General features: G+C 55.2%; 13 protein-coding genes and 1 tRNA gene. All 14 read left to right on the top strand.

Annotated features, from left to right (window positions below):
* Positions 1 to 443, top strand: a 443-nt coding sequence (locus tag EJA70_RS04120) for an EF-Tu/IF-2/RF-3 family GTPase (RefSeq protein WP_158829851.1), incomplete at its 5' end; no start/stop codon positions are given.
* A 53-nt stretch (positions 444 to 496) separates the two neighbouring features.
* Positions 497 to 572: transfer RNA gene (locus EJA70_RS04115), tRNA-Trp, on the top strand.
* Between the two features lie 45 nt (positions 573 to 617).
* Positions 618 to 986 carry a preprotein translocase subunit SecE gene (secE, locus tag EJA70_RS04110; protein WP_008081915.1) on the top strand — a complete coding sequence of 123 codons (369 nt, stop codon included), beginning with the start codon at positions 618 to 620 and terminating at the stop codon, positions 984 to 986.
* Between the two features lie 9 nt (positions 987 to 995).
* The gene (gene nusG, locus EJA70_RS04105) at positions 996 to 1,529 is read left to right on the top strand and encodes a transcription termination/antitermination protein NusG (RefSeq protein ID WP_007916492.1); all 534 of its coding nucleotides are present in this window, start codon (positions 996 to 998) and stop codon (positions 1,527 to 1,529) included.
* 117 nt (positions 1,530 to 1,646) lie between these two features.
* Entirely contained in the window at positions 1,647 to 2,078 is a 432-nt protein-coding gene (rplK, locus tag EJA70_RS04100) for a 50S ribosomal protein L11 (RefSeq protein WP_003228756.1), read from the top strand.
* A complete protein-coding gene (gene rplA, locus EJA70_RS04095; RefSeq protein ID WP_007916481.1) occupies positions 2,078 to 2,773 on the top strand; it encodes a 50S ribosomal protein L1 in 696 nt (231 codons plus the stop codon). Before rplK ends, rplA begins: the two co-directional genes overlap by 1 nt.
* A 198-nt stretch (positions 2,774 to 2,971) precedes the next feature.
* The gene (gene rplJ / locus EJA70_RS04090; protein ID WP_008081912.1) at positions 2,972 to 3,472 is read left to right on the top strand and encodes a 50S ribosomal protein L10; all 501 of its coding nucleotides are present in this window, start codon (positions 2,972 to 2,974) and stop codon (positions 3,470 to 3,472) included.
* Positions 3,473 to 3,546: 74 nt separating this feature from the next.
* Positions 3,547 to 3,912, top strand: coding sequence for a 50S ribosomal protein L7/L12 (rplL, locus tag EJA70_RS04085; protein WP_158829849.1), 366 nt, complete (start codon positions 3,547 to 3,549; stop codon positions 3,910 to 3,912).
* 221 nt (positions 3,913 to 4,133) lie between these two features.
* Entirely contained in the window at positions 4,134 to 8,207 is a 4,074-nt protein-coding gene (gene rpoB, locus EJA70_RS04080) for a DNA-directed RNA polymerase subunit beta (protein WP_158829847.1), read from the top strand.
* A gap of 64 nt (positions 8,208 to 8,271) precedes the next feature.
* Complete coding sequence (gene rpoC, locus EJA70_RS04075; protein ID WP_007916472.1) at positions 8,272 to 12,471, top strand: DNA-directed RNA polymerase subunit beta'; 4,200 nt, start codon at positions 8,272 to 8,274, stop codon at positions 12,469 to 12,471.
* A gap of 216 nt (positions 12,472 to 12,687) precedes the next feature.
* Entirely contained in the window at positions 12,688 to 13,059 is a 372-nt protein-coding gene (rpsL, locus tag EJA70_RS04070) for a 30S ribosomal protein S12 (protein ID WP_003186084.1), read from the top strand.
* A gap of 107 nt (positions 13,060 to 13,166) precedes the next feature.
* The gene (gene rpsG, locus EJA70_RS04065) at positions 13,167 to 13,640 is read left to right on the top strand and encodes a 30S ribosomal protein S7 (protein WP_007916467.1); all 474 of its coding nucleotides are present in this window, start codon (positions 13,167 to 13,169) and stop codon (positions 13,638 to 13,640) included.
* Positions 13,641 to 13,670: 30 nt separating this feature from the next.
* Entirely contained in the window at positions 13,671 to 15,776 is a 2,106-nt protein-coding gene (fusA, locus tag EJA70_RS04060) for an elongation factor G (protein WP_008081907.1), read from the top strand.
* 31 nt (positions 15,777 to 15,807) lie between these two features.
* On the top strand, positions 15,808 to 16,636 hold an 829-nt coding region (locus EJA70_RS04055), incomplete at its 3' end, for an elongation factor Tu (protein WP_158829845.1).

The raw sequence follows: 16,636 nt of genomic DNA, 5'->3' as shown, positions 1-16,636 counted from the left end.
TGCGTGACACCACCGTTACTACTTGCACCGGTGTTGAAATGTTCCGCAAGCTGCTCGACGAAGGTCGTGCTGGCGAGAACTGCGGCGTTCTGCTGCGTGGTACCAAGCGTGACGACGTTGAGCGTGGTCAGGTTCTGGTTAAGCCGGGGTCGGTTAAGCCGCACACCAAGTTCACCGCAGAAGTTTACGTTCTGAGCAAGGAAGAAGGCGGTCGTCACACTCCGTTCTTCAAAGGCTACCGTCCACAGTTCTACTTCCGTACTACTGACGTGACCGGTAACTGCGAGCTGCCAGAAGGCGTTGAAATGGTAATGCCAGGTGATAACATTCAGATGACTGTTACCCTGATCAAAACCATCGCAATGGAAGATGGTCTGCGTTTCGCTATCCGTGAAGGCGGTCGTACCGTCGGCGCTGGTGTCGTAGCCAAAATCATCGAGTAAGTGGTTGTAATGTATTTTTCGGGCCGGCATAATGGTCGGCCTGATTTTGTTTTAGGTCAGTAGCTCAATTGGCAGAGCGACGGTCTCCAAAACCGTAGGTTGGGGGTTCGATTCCCTCCTGACCTGCCAGATTCACTTGGTGTGTCTGGCTTTCTTTTCACAGGATCTTCATAGATGACTCCTAAAGCTGAAGCTCAAGGCTCTCGCTTCGATCTGCTCAAGTGGCTTGTAGTTGTCGCTTTGGTGGTTGTTGGCGTTGTTGGCAATCAGTATTACTCTGCTTCGCCGATCCTGTACCGTGTACTTGCTTTGCTGGCCTTAGCTGCTGTAGCTGCCTTTGTAGGCCTGCAGACTGCGAAGGGCAAGTCTTTCTTTGTACTGGTTAAGGAAGCTCGCACCGAGATTCGTAAAGTCGTGTGGCCAACTCGCCAAGAAACCACGCAGACCACCCTTATTGTGGTGGCTGTTGTTTTGGTTATGGCGTTGCTATTGTGGGGGCTTGATTCCCTGCTCGGCTGGCTTGTTTCCTTGATTGTCGGCTAAGGGTGTCCCGTGGCTAAGCGTTGGTATGTTGTGCATGCTTACTCGGGTTACGAGAAGCATGTGATGCGCTCGCTGGTCGAGCGCGTAAAGCTGGCTGGCATGGAAGATGGCTTCGGCGAGATTCTGGTTCCCACTGAAGAAGTGGTTGAAATGCGTAATGGCCAGAAGCGCAAAAGCGAGCGCAAATTCTTTCCAGGCTACGTGCTGGTTCAGATGGATATGAATGAGGGTACTTGGCATTTGGTCAAGGATACTCCTCGGGTCATGGGTTTTATCGGCGGTACTGCTGATAAGCCAGCGCCAATCACCGATAAAGAGGCGGAAGCAATTCTGCGTCGTGTTGCTGATGGTAGCGACAAGCCGAAGCCGAAGACTCTCTTCGAGCCAGGCGAGACGGTGCGAGTCAACGACGGTCCATTCGCTGATTTCAATGGCGTTGTTGAAGAAGTTAACTACGAAAAGAGCCGGATCCAAGTGGCGGTGCTCATTTTCGGTCGCTCTACTCCGGTAGAGTTGGAGTTCAGTCAGGTCGAAAAGGTCTAGCTGAAAAAGCATCCCAACCCCGCAGCCATAGGCTGTGGGGTTTTGTCGTCACTGGGATAAACGCGCAAGTAACCGGGGAGCCTTTCGAGGCGTTCGAACCCGTAATTGGAGTGCCTCATGGCCAAGAAGATTACCGCTTACATCAAGCTGCAAGTGAAGGCCGCTCAGGCTAACCCAAGCCCACCTGTTGGTCCTGCACTGGGTCAGCACGGCGTGAACATCATGGAATTCTGCAAAGCTTTCAACGCCCGTACTCAGGGTCTGGAAGCTGGTCTGCCGACTCCAGTGATCATCACTGTCTACAGCGACCGTAGCTTCACTTTCGAAACAAAATCCACCCCTGCTTCGGTTCTGCTGAAGAAAGCGGCCGGTCTGACCAGCGGTTCCGCTCGTCCGAACACCGTTAAGGTTGGCACCGTTACCCGTGCTCAGCTGGAAGAAATCGCGAAAACCAAAAACGCGGATCTGACTGCAGCTGATATGGATGCAGCCGTGCGTACTATCGCCGGTTCTGCTCGTAGCATGGGCCTTAACGTGGAGGGTGTGTAATGGCTAAGCTGACCAAGCGTCAAAAGGCTATCGCCGGCAAAATCGAAGCAGGCAAGGCCTACAACATTGTAGACGCCGCCGCTCTGCTGGCTGAGCTGTCGACTGTCAAGTTCAGCGAGTCGTTCGACGTTGCTGTAAACCTGGGTGTTGACCCGCGTAAATCCGACCAGGTTGTTCGTAGCGCTACTGTGCTGCCGCACGGCACTGGCAAGACTGTTCGCGTTGCTGTGTTCACCCAGGGTCCAGCTGCTGAGGCCGCTTTGGCTGCCGGCGCTGACCGTGTAGGTATGGATGACCTGGCTGCCGAAATGAAAGGCGGCGACCTGAACTATGACGTAGTGATCGCATCCCCGGATGCAATGCGCGTTGTAGGTCAGTTGGGTCAGATCCTCGGTCCACGTGGTCTGATGCCTAACCCTAAGGTTGGTACTGTAACTCCAGACGTAGCTACCGCGGTCAAGAACGCTAAAGCTGGTCAGGTTCGTTATCGCACCGACAAAAACGGTATCATTCACACTTCCGTTGGCAAGATGGGCTTCGACGCCGTCAAGCTGAAGGAAAACGTTGAAGCCCTGATCGCTGATCTGAAGCGTATCAAGCCAGCTTCCTCGAAAGGTATCTACGTCAAGCGCGTTACCCTGAGCACCACTATGGGCCCAGGTCTGGTTATCGACCAGAGCTCGCTGGACGCGTAAGACAAAAATTGGTGCGAGTAATCGCACCAATTGAAAGATTGGGGTCCCTGCCTGGCGGGGGCTATCCAAGACCGTAGGCGGCGCAAGTCTTAAACCACCAGCCTACGCAGATGGTGCTCCCGGTTCCTTACCGAATCAGACACCAAAACGACATTCGGTTTCGATCGAATGAAACGGTAACAAGCAGGAGTTAAACCCGTGGCAATTAATCTCGAAGACAAGAAGGCCATCGTCGCTGAAGTCAACGAGGCTGCCAAAGTCGCTCTGTCCGCTGTCGTGGTTGATGCACGTGGCGTAACAGTAGGCGCAATGACCGGACTCCGTAAAGAGGCTCGTGAAGCTGGCGTTTACGTACGCGTTGTACGTAACACCCTGCTCAAGCGCGCTGTTGCTGACACTCAATACAGTGTCCTCAACGACGTGTTCACCGGCCCGACCCTGATTGCATTCTCGAACGAACATCCGGGCGCTGCTGCTCGTATCTTCAAAGAGTTTGCCAAGGGTCAGGACAAGTTCGAGATCAAGGCAGCTGCGTTCGAGGGCAAGTTCCTCGCAGCTAATCAGATCGACGTACTGGCAACTCTGCCGACCCGTGACGAAGCAATTTCTCAGCTGATGAGCGTGATTCAAGGCGCTACCAGCAAATTGGCTCGTACTCTGGCGGCAATTCGCGACCAGAAAGAAGCTGCTGCAGCCTAAGGCTCGTCAACTTCTCGCGTTTTTTGTTTATTTCGATGGTCGCGTAGGCCGTCCCCCAATTCAGGAATTGAGTCATGTCTCTGACTAACGAACAAATCATCGAAGCAATCGGCCAGAAATCCGTAGTGGAAATCGTTGAGCTGATCAAAGCGATGGAAGAAACCTTCGGCGTTACCGCTGCTGCTGCTTCGGCTGGTCCAGCTGCTGCTGCCGCTGTTGTTGAAGAGCAAACCGAGTTCAACGTTGTTCTGCTGGAAGCTGGCGAGAAGAAAGTAAACGCCATTAAAGCAGTTCGCGAACTGACCGGTCTGGGCCTGAAAGAAGCCAAAGAGAAAGTAGACGGCGCTCCTCAGGTTGTTCTGGAAGGCGTTTCGAAAGAAGCTGCTGAAGACGCCAAGAAGAAGCTGGAAGAAGCAGGCGCTAAAGTCGAGCTGAAATAAGCATCGACTTTGCTCCTCCAGCCCGAGCGTCAAGCGATAGGCTGATGGCTGGTGGCTCTTGCCACCGGCCTTTTTCCGTTATTGGCAGCCGACTGGGTCGGTGCTGATAAAGGCGCTGTAACCACCCGATGCGGTGGCGCAAACCATGGGGTTTGCACGATTTTCTGGCTGCTCCCGTCGGGAGGGGCCAAACAAGCAGGTGACCAAGCTGGGGAACGCTGATGGCTTACTCATATACTGAGAAAAAACGTATCCGCAAGGACTTTAGCAAGTTGCCGGACGTCATGGATGTGCCGTACCTCCTGGCCATCCAGCTGGATTCGTATCGTGAATTCTTGCAAGCGGGAGCGACTAAAGATCAGTTCCGCGACGTGGGCCTGCATGCGGCCTTCAAATCCGTTTTCCCGATCATCAGCTACTCCGGCAATGCTGCGCTGGAGTACGTCGGTTATCGCCTGGGCGAACCGGCATTTGATGTCAAAGAATGCGTATTGCGCGGTGTAACTTTCGCCGTACCTTTGCGGGTAAAAGTGCGCCTGATCATTTTCGACAAAGAATCGTCGAACAAAGCGATCAAGGACATCAAAGAGCAAGAAGTCTACATGGGTGAAATCCCACTGATGACTGAGAACGGTACCTTCGTAATCAACGGTACCGAGCGTGTAATCGTTTCCCAGCTGCACCGTTCCCCGGGCGTGTTCTTCGACCACGACCGCGGCAAGACGCATAGCTCCGGCAAACTGCTGTACTCCGCGCGCATCATTCCTTACCGTGGTTCGTGGCTGGACTTCGAGTTCGACCCGAAAGACTGCGTGTTCGTGCGTATCGACCGTCGTCGCAAGCTGCCGGCATCGGTACTGCTGCGTGCGCTCGGCTATACCACTGAAGAAGTGCTGGACGCTTTCTACACCACCAACGTTTTCCACCTGAGCGGCGAAACCCTCAGCCTGGAACTGATTGCTTCGCGTCTGCGTGGTGAAATTGCGGTTCTGGACATTCAGGACGAGAAGGGCAAGGTCATTGTTGAAGCTGGCCGCCGTATTACCGCGCGCCACATCAACCAGATCGAAAAAGCTGGCCTCAAGACCCTGGAAGTACCTCTGGACTACGTCCTCGGTCGCACTACCGCCAAGGTCATCGTGCACCCGGCTACCGGCGAAATTCTGGCAGAGTGCAACACCGAGCTGAACACTGAAGTCCTGGCAAAAATTGCCAAGTCCGGCGTTGTTCGCATCGAAACTCTGTACACCAACGATATCGACTGCGGTCCGTTCGTCTCCGACACGCTGAAGATCGACTCCACCAGCAACCAATTGGAAGCGCTGGTTGAGATCTATCGCATGATGCGTCCAGGCGAGCCGCCAACCAAAGACGCTGCCGAAACCCTGTTCAACAACCTGTTCTTCAGCCCTGAGCGCTATGACCTGTCTGCGGTCGGCCGGATGAAGTTCAACCGTCGTATCGGTCGTACCGAGATCGAAGGTTCGGGCGTGCTGTGCAAGGAAGACATCGTCGCGGTACTGAAGACTCTGGTCGACATCCGTAACGGTAAAGGCATCGTCGATGACATCGACCACCTGGGTAACCGTCGTGTTCGCTGCGTAGGCGAAATGGCCGAGAACCAGTTCCGCGTTGGCCTGGTACGTGTTGAGCGTGCGGTCAAAGAGCGTCTGTCGATGGCTGAAAGCGAAGGCCTGATGCCGCAAGACCTGATCAACGCCAAGCCAGTGGCTGCGGCGGTGAAAGAGTTCTTCGGTTCCAGCCAGCTCTCGCAGTTCATGGACCAGAACAACCCGCTGTCCGAGATCACCCACAAGCGTCGTGTCTCTGCACTCGGCCCTGGCGGTCTGACTCGTGAGCGCGCAGGCTTTGAAGTTCGTGACGTACACCCGACTCACTACGGTCGTGTATGCCCGATTGAAACGCCGGAAGGTCCGAACATCGGTCTGATCAACTCCCTGGCTGCGTACGCTCGCACCAACCAGTACGGCTTCCTGGAAAGCCCGTACCGCGTGGTGAAAGAGGGTGTGGTCACCGACGAGATCGTGTTCCTGTCCGCTATTGAAGAAGCCGATCACGTGATCGCGCAGGCTTCGGCGACCATGAACGACCAGAAAGTCCTGATCGACGAACTGGTAGCCGTACGTCACTTGAACGAATTCACCGTTAAGGCGCCTGAAGAAGTCACCTTGATGGACGTTTCGCCGAAGCAGGTAGTTTCGGTTGCAGCGTCGCTGATTCCGTTCCTCGAGCACGACGACGCCAACCGTGCGTTGATGGGTTCGAACATGCAGCGTCAAGCTGTACCAACCCTGCGCGCTGACAAGCCGCTGGTAGGTACTGGCATGGAGCGTAACGTAGCCCGTGACTCCGGCGTTTGCGTCGTGGCTCGTCGTGGCGGCGTGATCGATTCCGTCGACGCCAGCCGTATCGTGGTTCGTGTTGCTGATGACGAAGTTGAAACCGGCGAAGCTGGTGTCGACATCTACAACCTGACCAAATACACCCGCTCGAACCAGAACACCTGCATCAACCAGCGTCCGCTGGTGCGTAAAGGTGATCGCGTTCAGCGTAGCGACATCATGGCCGACGGTCCGTCCACCGATATGGGTGAACTGGCGCTGGGTCAGAACATGCGCATCGCGTTCATGGCATGGAACGGCTTCAACTTCGAAGACTCCATCTGCCTGTCCGAGCGTGTTGTTCAAGAAGACCGTTTCACCACGATCCACATTCAGGAACTGACCTGTGTGGCCCGTGACACCAAGCTTGGGCCTGAAGAGATCACTGCAGACATCCCGAACGTGGGTGAAGCTGCACTGAACAAACTGGACGAAGCCGGTATCGTTTACGTAGGTGCTGAAGTTGGCGCAGGCGACATCCTGGTGGGTAAGGTCACTCCGAAAGGCGAGACCCAACTGACTCCGGAAGAAAAACTGCTGCGTGCAATCTTCGGTGAAAAAGCCAGCGACGTTAAAGACACTTCCCTGCGCGTACCTACCGGTACCAAAGGTACTGTCATCGACGTACAGGTCTTCACCCGTGACGGCGTTGAGCGTGATGCTCGTGCGCTGTCGATCGAGAAGACTCAGCTCGACGAGATCCGCAAGGATCTGAACGAAGAGTTCCGTATCGTTGAAGGCGCAACTTTCGAGCGTCTGCGTTCCGCTTTGGTAGGCCACAAGGCTGAAGGCGGCGCAGGTCTGAAGAAAGGTCAGGACATCACCGACGAAGTACTCGACGGTCTTGAGCATGGTCAGTGGTTCAAACTGCGCATGGCTGAAGATGCTCTCAACGAGCAGCTCGAGAAGGCTCAGGCCTACATCGTTGATCGTCGCCGTCTGCTGGACGACAAGTTCGAAGACAAGAAGCGCAAACTGCAGCAGGGCGATGACCTGGCTCCAGGCGTGCTGAAAATCGTCAAGGTTTACCTGGCAATCCGTCGTCGCATCCAGCCGGGCGACAAGATGGCCGGTCGTCACGGTAACAAAGGTGTGGTCTCCGTGATCATGCCGGTTGAAGACATGCCGCACGATGCCAATGGCACCCCGGTCGACGTCGTCCTCAACCCACTGGGCGTACCTTCGCGTATGAACGTTGGTCAGATCCTTGAAACCCACCTGGGCCTCGCGGCCAAAGGTCTGGGCGAGAAGATCAACCGGATGATCGAAGAGCAGCGTAAAGTCGCTGAGCTGCGTACCTTCCTGGACGAGATCTACAACCAGATCGGCGGTCGTAACGAAGATCTGGACAGCTTCTCCGATCAGGAAATCCTGGATCTGGCGAAGAACCTGCGTGGCGGCGTTCCAATGGCCACTCCAGTGTTCGACGGCGCCAAGGAAAGCGAAATCAAGGCCATGCTGAAACTGGCAGACCTGCCGGAAAGCGGCCAGATGCAGCTGACTGACGGCCGTACCGGCAACAAGTTCGAGCGTCCAGTTACCGTTGGCTACATGTACATGCTGAAGCTGAACCACTTGGTAGACGACAAGATGCACGCGCGTTCTACCGGTTCGTACAGCCTGGTTACCCAGCAGCCGCTGGGTGGTAAGGCGCAGTTCGGTGGTCAGCGTTTCGGGGAGATGGAGGTCTGGGCACTGGAAGCATACGGTGCTGCTTACACTCTGCAAGAAATGCTCACAGTGAAGTCGGACGATGTGAACGGTCGTACCAAGATGTACAAAAACATCGTGGATGGCGATCACCGTATGGAGCCGGGCATGCCCGAGTCCTTCAACGTGTTGATCAAGGAAATTCGTTCCCTCGGCATCGATATCGATCTGGAAACCGAATAACACGTGACGCGAATCGAGAGCGGGGCAGGATTGCCCGCTCTCTGCTCCGCCAGGAGGAAAGGCCTTGAAAGACCTACTGAATTTGCTGAAAAACCAGGGTCAAGTCGAAGAGTTCGACGCCATCCGTATCGGATTGGCCTCGCCTGAGATGATCCGCTCATGGTCGTTCGGTGAAGTTAAAAAGCCGGAAACCATCAACTACCGTACGTTCAAACCTGAGCGTGACGGCTTGTTCTGCGCCAAGATCTTTGGCCCGGTAAAGGATTACGAGTGCCTGTGCGGTAAGTACAAGCGCTTGAAACACCGTGGTGTGATCTGCGAGAAGTGCGGCGTTGAAGTTGCACTGGCCAAGGTTCGTCGTGAGCGCATGGCGCACATCGAACTGGCTTCGCCGGTTGCCCACATCTGGTTCCTGAAATCGCTGCCGTCCCGTATCGGCCTGCTGATGGACATGACCCTGCGTGATATCGAACGCGTTCTCTACTTCGAGAGCTATGTCGTTATCGACCCGGGCATGACCACCCTTGAAAAAGGTCAGCTGCTGAACGACGAGCAGTACTTCGAAGCGCTGGAAGAGTTCGGTGACGACTTCGACGCCCGTATGGGTGCTGAAGCTGTCCGTGAACTGCTGCACGCTATCGACCTGGAACACGAGATTGGCCGTCTGCGCGAAGAAATTCCGCAAACCAACTCCGAAACCAAGATCAAGAAGCTGTCCAAGCGTCTGAAGTTGATGGAAGCCTTCCAGGGTTCCGGCAACCTGCCAGAGTGGATGGTGCTGACCGTTCTGCCGGTTCTGCCGCCAGATCTGCGTCCACTGGTCCCGCTGGACGGCGGTCGTTTCGCGACTTCCGACCTCAACGATCTGTATCGTCGAGTGATCAACCGTAACAACCGTTTGAAGCGCCTGCTGGATCTGTCCGCTCCGGACATCATCGTGCGCAACGAAAAGCGTATGTTGCAGGAAGCTGTCGATGCTCTGCTCGACAACGGTCGTCGTGGCCGCGCTATCACCGGTTCGAACAAGCGTCCTCTGAAATCCCTGGCTGACATGATCAAGGGTAAGCAAGGTCGTTTCCGTCAGAACTTGCTCGGTAAGCGTGTTGACTACTCCGGTCGTTCGGTAATTACCGTAGGCCCGACCCTGCGTCTGCATCAGTGCGGTCTGCCGAAGAAGATGGCTCTCGAGCTGTTCAAACCGTTCATTTTCGGCAAGCTGGAAATGCGTGGTCTCGCGACCACCATCAAAGCGGCCAAGAAAATGGTCGAGCGCGAACTGCCAGAGGTTTGGGACGTTCTCGCTGAAGTGATTCGCGAACACCCGGTTCTTCTCAACCGTGCACCGACCCTTCACCGTCTGGGTATCCAGGCGTTTGAACCGGTACTGATCGAAGGTAAGGCTATCCAGCTGCACCCTCTGGTCTGCGCCGCGTACAACGCCGACTTCGACGGCGACCAAATGGCCGTGCACGTACCGCTGACGCTGGAAGCCCAGCTCGAAGCGCGTGCGTTGATGATGTCGACCAACAACATTCTGTCGCCAGCCAACGGTGAGCCAATCATCGTTCCGTCGCAGGACGTTGTATTGGGTCTGTACTACATGACTCGTGAAGCGATCAACGCCAAAGGCGAAGGTCGTGTATTCGCGGATCTGCAGGAAGTTGACCGTGTGTTCCGTGCCGGCGAAGCCGCACTGCACGCCAAGGTTAAAGTTCGTATCAACGAAACCGTCAACGACCGTGACGGCAACAGCGTGAGCGGTACCCGTATCGTCGACACCACTGTCGGCCGTGCGCTGCTGTTCCAGGTTGTGCCAAAAGGTCTGTCGTACGACGTCGTCAACCTGCCGATGAAGAAAAAGGCGATCTCCAAGCTGATCAACCAGTGCTACCGCGTGGTTGGTTTGAAAGAGACTGTTATCTTCGCTGACCAGTTGATGTACACCGGTTTCGCTTACTCGACCATCTCCGGCGTTTCCATCGGTGTTAACGACTTCGTTATCCCGGACGAGAAAGCCCGCATCATCGGTGCTGCCACCGACGAAGTGAAAGAGATCGAGAGCCAGTACGCCTCCGGCCTGGTAACCCAGGGCGAGAAGTACAACAAAGTGATCGACCTTTGGTCGAAAGCGAACGACGAAGTTTCCAAGGCAATGATGGCCAACCTCTCGAAAGAGAAGGTTATCGACCGTCACGGCGTTGAAGTCGATCAAGAGTCTTTCAACTCGATGTACATGATGGCCGACTCGGGTGCGCGGGGTTCCGCAGCACAGATTCGTCAGCTGGCCGGTATGCGTGGTCTGATGGCCAAGCCGGACGGTTCCATCATTGAAACGCCGATTACTGCGAACTTCCGTGAAGGTTTGAGCGTACTTCAGTACTTCATCTCGACTCACGGTGCTCGTAAAGGTCTTGCGGATACCGCGTTGAAAACTGCGAACTCCGGTTACCTGACTCGTCGTCTGGTAGACGTGGCGCAGGATCTGGTTGTAACCGAGATCGATTGCGGCACCGAACACGGTCTGCTGATGACTCCGCACATTGAAGGCGGTGACGTTGTAGAGCCGTTGGGTGAGCGCGTATTGGGTCGTGTTATTGCCCGTGACGTATTCAAGCCAGGCACCGAGGACGTTATCGTTCCGGCCGGTACTCTGGTCGACGAGAAGTGGGTTGAGTTCATCGAGCTGAACAGCATCGACGAAGTGATCGTGCGTTCGCCGATCAGCTGCGAAACCCGCTATGGCATTTGCGCCAAGTGCTACGGCCGTGACTTGGCTCGTGGTCACCAGGTGAACATCGGTGAAGCGGTCGGCGTTATCGCTGCTCAGTCCATCGGTGAGCCGGGTACCCAGCTGACGATGCGTACGTTCCACATCGGTGGTGCGGCTAGCCGGACTTCCGCTGCGGACAGCGTTCAGGTGAAGAATGGCGGTACCGTTCGTCTGCACAATTTGAAGCATGTTGAGCGAGTAGATGGTCACCTGGTTGCTGTTTCCCGTTCCGGTGAGCTGGCCATCGCTGATGACTTCGGTCGTGAGCGTGAGCGTTACAAGCTGCCGTACGGTGCTGTGATTTCGGTTAAAGAAGGTGACAAGGTCGACGCTGGCGCAATCGTGGCCAAGTGGGATCCGCACACTCACCCAATCGTTACCGAAATGAAAGGTACCGTGACCTACGTGGGCATGGAAGAAGGCATCACGATCAAGCGTCAGACTGACGAATTGACCGGTATGACCAACATTGAAGTCCTCGACGCGAAAGATCGTCCAGCTGCGGGCAAAGAAATCCGTCCAGCAGTGAAGATGGTCGACGACAACGGCAAGGATCTGTTGCTGCCAGGCACTGACGTTATCGCTCAGTACTTCCTGCCAGCCAACGCTCTGGTCGGTGTAGCGGATGGTGCGAAGATCGCGATCGGTGATGTTATCGCGCGTATCCCGCAAGAAACTTCGAAGACCCGCGACATCACCGGTGGTCTGCCGCGTGTTGCCGACTTGTTCGAAGCTCGTCGTCCGAAAGAAGCGTCGATTCTGGCTGAAGTCAGCGGCACCATCGCGTTCGGTAAAGAAACCAAAGGCAAGCGCCGTCTGGTTATTACCCCGAACGACGGTACCGATCCGTACGAAGAGCTGATTCCGAAGTGGCGTCACCTGAACGTCTTCGAAGGCGAACAGGTAAACCGCGGCGAAGTTATCTCCGACGGTCCAAGCGATCCGCACGACATCCTGCGTCTGCTGGGTGTGAGCGCGCTGGCCAAGTACATCGTGAACGAGATCCAGGACGTTTACCGTCTGCAAGGCGTGAAGATCAACGATAAGCACATCGAGACCATCCTGCGTCAGATGCTGCGTAAAGTTGAAATCGCTGAATCCGGCGATTCGAGTTTCATCAAGGGCGACCAGATGGAACTGACTCACGTACTGGTAGAGAACGAGCGTCTGGGCGGCGAAGACAAGTTCGTCTCCAAGTACACTCGCGTTCTGCTCGGTATCACCAAGGCGTCGTTGTCCACCGAATCGTTCATCTCGGCGGCTTCCTTCCAGGAAACCACCCGCGTACTGACCGAAGCGGCAGTCACCGGCAAGCGCGATTACCTGCGCGGCCTGAAAGAAAACGTTGTCGTGGGTCGTCTGATCCCGGCAGGTACCGGCCTGGCATATCACAGCGAGCGCAAGCGTCGTCGTGAAGCAGACAAGCCGTTGCGCGTAAGCGCCAGTGAAGTGGAAGCAGCACTGACCGAAGCGCTGAACTCGAGCGGTAACTGAGTTCTGCGATAAATGAGTGTAAGGCCCTGATCACCCCGTTCGTCGAATCGAGACATTTTGTCGAGGTTCGAGGGGCGGGGAGGTCGGGGCCTTGCCTTGACTGGGGACAAGATCCTCTTTAGACTCTTGATCCCCTAAATTTGGCGGGAATTCGTTCCTGCCATTTTGCTTTTCTTGCAAGACAATAGCGTCGCAAGACAACAGTGGAGCTAGTAGATGGCAACTATCAACCAGCTGGTACGTCAGCCGCGTAAGCGTATCGTCGAGAAATCCGACGTACCTGCGCTGCAGAACTGCCCGCAACGTCGTGGCGTGTGCACCCGTGTGTACACCACTACGCCGAAAAAACCTAACTCGGCACTGCGTAAAGTATGCCGTGTGCGCCTGACCAACGGTTTCGAAGTTTCTTCGTACATCGGTGGTGAAGGTCACAACCTGCAAGAGCACAGCGTGGTACTGATCCGCGGCGGTCGTGTAAAAGACTTGCCAGGTGTTCGTTACCACACCGTTCGCGGTTCTTTGGATACTTCCGGCGTTAAAGGTCGTAACCAGGGTCGTTCGAAGTACGGTACCAAGCGTCCGAAGTAATCGGCCGTTTTGCAGATTTTCATTTTATTGAGTCGATAAGAGTAAGGTCGGGCACGCATCCATTGGATCTGTCCCGAGCTAACCTGAAGACCGCTTGAGGGCTTATCATGCCAAGACGTCGCGTAGCAGCAAAGCGTGAGATTCTGGACGATCCGAAATACGGAAGCCAGATCCTCGCCAAATTCATGAACCACGTTATGGAAAGCGGCAAGAAAGCCGTTGCCGAGCGTATCGTTTATGGTGCCCTGGAAACCGTTGCGACCCGTAAGGCTGGCACCGATCCCCTGGAACTCTTCGAAAAAGCACTCGACGCCATCGCTCCGCTGGTCGAAGTGAAGTCGCGCCGCGTTGGTGGTGCTACTTACCAGGTTCCGGTCGAGGTTCGTCCTTCCCGTCGTAACGCTCTGGCAATGCGCTGGTTGGTAGACTTCGCACGTAAGCGTGGCGAGAAGTCTATGGCTCTGCGTTTGGCTGGCGAACTGCTGGATGCTGCTGAAGGTAAAGGTGCTGCTGTTAAGAAGCGTGAAGACGTGCACCGTATGGCCGAAGCCAACAAAGCTTTCTCGCACTACCGCTTCTAATTTTAGCTTCACTAATTTTGCGAGGGCTTTATGGCTCGTACTACTCCGATTAGTCGCTACCGTAACATCGGTATCGTCGCTCACGTGGATGCTGGTAAAACCACCACCACCGAGCGCGTCCTTTTTTACACCGGCAAAAGTCACAAAATGGGCGAGGTGCATGACGGCGCCGCGACCACAGACTGGATGGTGCAGGAGCAGGAGCGTGGTATTACCATTACTTCTGCTGCCATCACCGCCTTCTGGAAAGGTTCCGAGAAGCAGTACTCGCACGAGCACCGTTTCAACGTAATCGATACCCCGGGCCACGTTGACTTCACCATTGAAGTTGAACGTTCCCTGCGCGTACTCGACGGCGCTGTCGTTGTGTTCTGCGGTACTTCGGGCGTTGAGCCTCAGTCGGAAACCGTATGGCGTCAAGCCAACAAATACGGTGTTCCACGTCTTGTTTACGTAAACAAGATGGACCGTGCTGGCGCCAACTTCCTGCGCGTGATCGCTCAGATCAAACAGCGTCTGGGTCACACTCCGGTGCCGATCCAGTTGGCTATCGGTTCGGAAGACAACTTCCAGGGTCAGATTGATCTGATCAACATGCAAGCTGTGTACTGGAACGACTCTGACAAAGGTATGGTCCCTGTTCGCAAGGACATTCCTGCCGAGCTGAAAGAGCTGGCTGACGAGTGGCGCAACAACATGGTTGAGGCTGCTGCCGAAGCCAACGAAGAGCTGATGAACAAGTACCTGGAAGGCGAAGAGCTGTCGATCGAAGAGATCAAAGCTGCTTTGCGTCAGCGTACTATCGCCGGCGAAATCGTTCTGGCTGTTTGCGGTTCGTCTTTCAAGAACAAGGGTGTTCCCCTGGTTCTCGACGCCGTTATCGACTTCCTGCCTGCGCCAACCGACATTCCAGCTATCAAGGGTACTGACCCGGATAACGAAGAAGTCGAGCTGGAGCGTCATGCAGACGATGCGGAGCCGTTCTCGGCTCTGGCGTTCAAGATCGCTACCGACCCATTCGTGGGTACTTTGACCTTCGTCCGCGTTTACTCGGGCGTGTTGAACTCCGGCGACGGCGTAATCAACTCGGTTAAAGGCAAGAAAGAGCGCGTGGGTCGTATGGTGCAGATGCACGCAAACGCCCGTGAAGAGATCAAGGAAGTACGCGCTGGTGACATCGCGGCCCTGATCGGCATGAAGGACGTCACCACTGGTGAAACCCTCTGCAACGCTGACAAGCCAATCATCCTGGTTCGTATGGACTTCCCGGAGCCGGTTATTTCGGTTGCCGTAGAGCCTAAGACCAAGGATGACCAGGAAAAAATGGGTATCGCTCTGGGCAAACTTGCTCAGGAAGACCCGTCTTTCCGCGTAAAAACTGATGAAGAGACTGGTCAGACGATCATCTCCGGCATGGGCGAGCTGCACCTGGACATCCTGGTTGACCGGATGCGCCGTGAGTTCAACGTCGAAGCCAACATCGGCAAGCCTCAGGTTTCGTATCGTGAGCGCATCACGAAGAACTGTGAAATCGAAGGCAAGTTCGTTCGTCAGTCCGGCGGTCGTGGCCAGTTCGGTCACTGCTGGATCCGTTTTGCTCCTGCTGACGAAGGTCAGGAAGGTCTGCAATTCGTGAACGAAGTTGTAGGTGGTGTGGTTCCTAAGGAATACATCCCGGCTATCCAGAAGGGTATCGAAGAGCAGATGAAGAACGGCGTTGTTGCCGGCTATCCGCTGATCGGCCTGAAGGCTACCGTGTTCGATGGTTCTTACCACGACGTCGACTCCAACGAGATGGCGTTTAAAGTGGCTGCCTCCATGGCGACCAAGCAACTGGCCCAGAAGGGCGGTGGTGAGTTGCTTGAGCCGATCATGGCTGTAGAGGTTGTTACGCCTGAAGACTATATGGGTGATGTGATGGGCGACCTTAACCGTCGTCGCGGCATGATCCAGGGTATGGAAGACACAGTGTCCGGCAAGGTTATCCGTGCCGAGGTTCCACTGGGTGAGATGTTCGGTTATGCGACCGACGTTCGTTCCATGTCCCAGGGTCGCGCAAGCTACTCTATGGAATTCAAAAAATACGATACGGCTCCGTCGCACATCGTCGAATCCGTAACCAAAAAACAAGGCTGATTCAGCCCCTTTAGGCTAGGAGTTAATTGTCGTGGCTAAAGAAAAATTTGATCGTTCCCTACCGCACGTCAACGTTGGCACCATCGGTCACGTTGACCACGGTAAAACCACTCTGACTGCTGCTCTGACTCGCGTTTGCTCCGAAGTTTTCGGTTCGGCAATCGTTGACTTCGACAAGATCGACAGCGCACCGGAAGAGAAAGCTCGCGGTATCACCATCAACACCGCACACGTTGAGTACAACTCGAAGATCCGTCACTACGCTCACGTTGACTGCCCAGGTCACGCTGACTATGTGAAGAACATGATCACCGGTGCTGCTCAAATGGACGGCGCTATTCTGGTTTGCTCGGCCGCTGATGGTCCGATGCCACAAACCCGTGAGCACATCCTGCTGTCCCGTCAGGTAGGCGTTCCGTACATCGTGGTTTTCCTGAACAAGGCTGACCTGGTAGACGACGCTGAGCTGCTGGAACTGGTTGAGATGGAAGTTCGCGACCTGCTGTCCACCTACGACTTCCCGGGCGATGACACTCCAATCATCATCGGTTCGGCTCGTATGGCTCTGGAAGGCAAAGACGACAACGAGATGGGCACCACTGCCGTCAAGAAACTGGTTGAGACTCTGGACAGCTACATCCCAGAACCAGTTCGTGTGACTGACAAGCCGTTCCTGATGCCGATCGAAGACGTATTCTCGATCTCCGGTCGCGGTACTGTTGTAACTGGTCGTATCGAGCGCGGTATCGTTCGCGTTCAAGATCCGCTGGAAATCGTTGGTCTGCGTGACACCACCGTTACTACTTGCACCGGTGTTGAAATGTTCCGCAAGCTGCTCGACGAAGGTCGTGCTGGCGAGA

The organism is Pseudomonas sp. PB103, from assembly GCF_009764635.1.
In the GTDB taxonomy this organism is placed as follows: Bacteria; Pseudomonadota; Gammaproteobacteria; order Pseudomonadales; family Pseudomonadaceae; genus Aquipseudomonas.
Note: the sequence above shows the minus strand (reverse complement) of the source record. Positions and strands in the feature narration are given on the sequence as shown.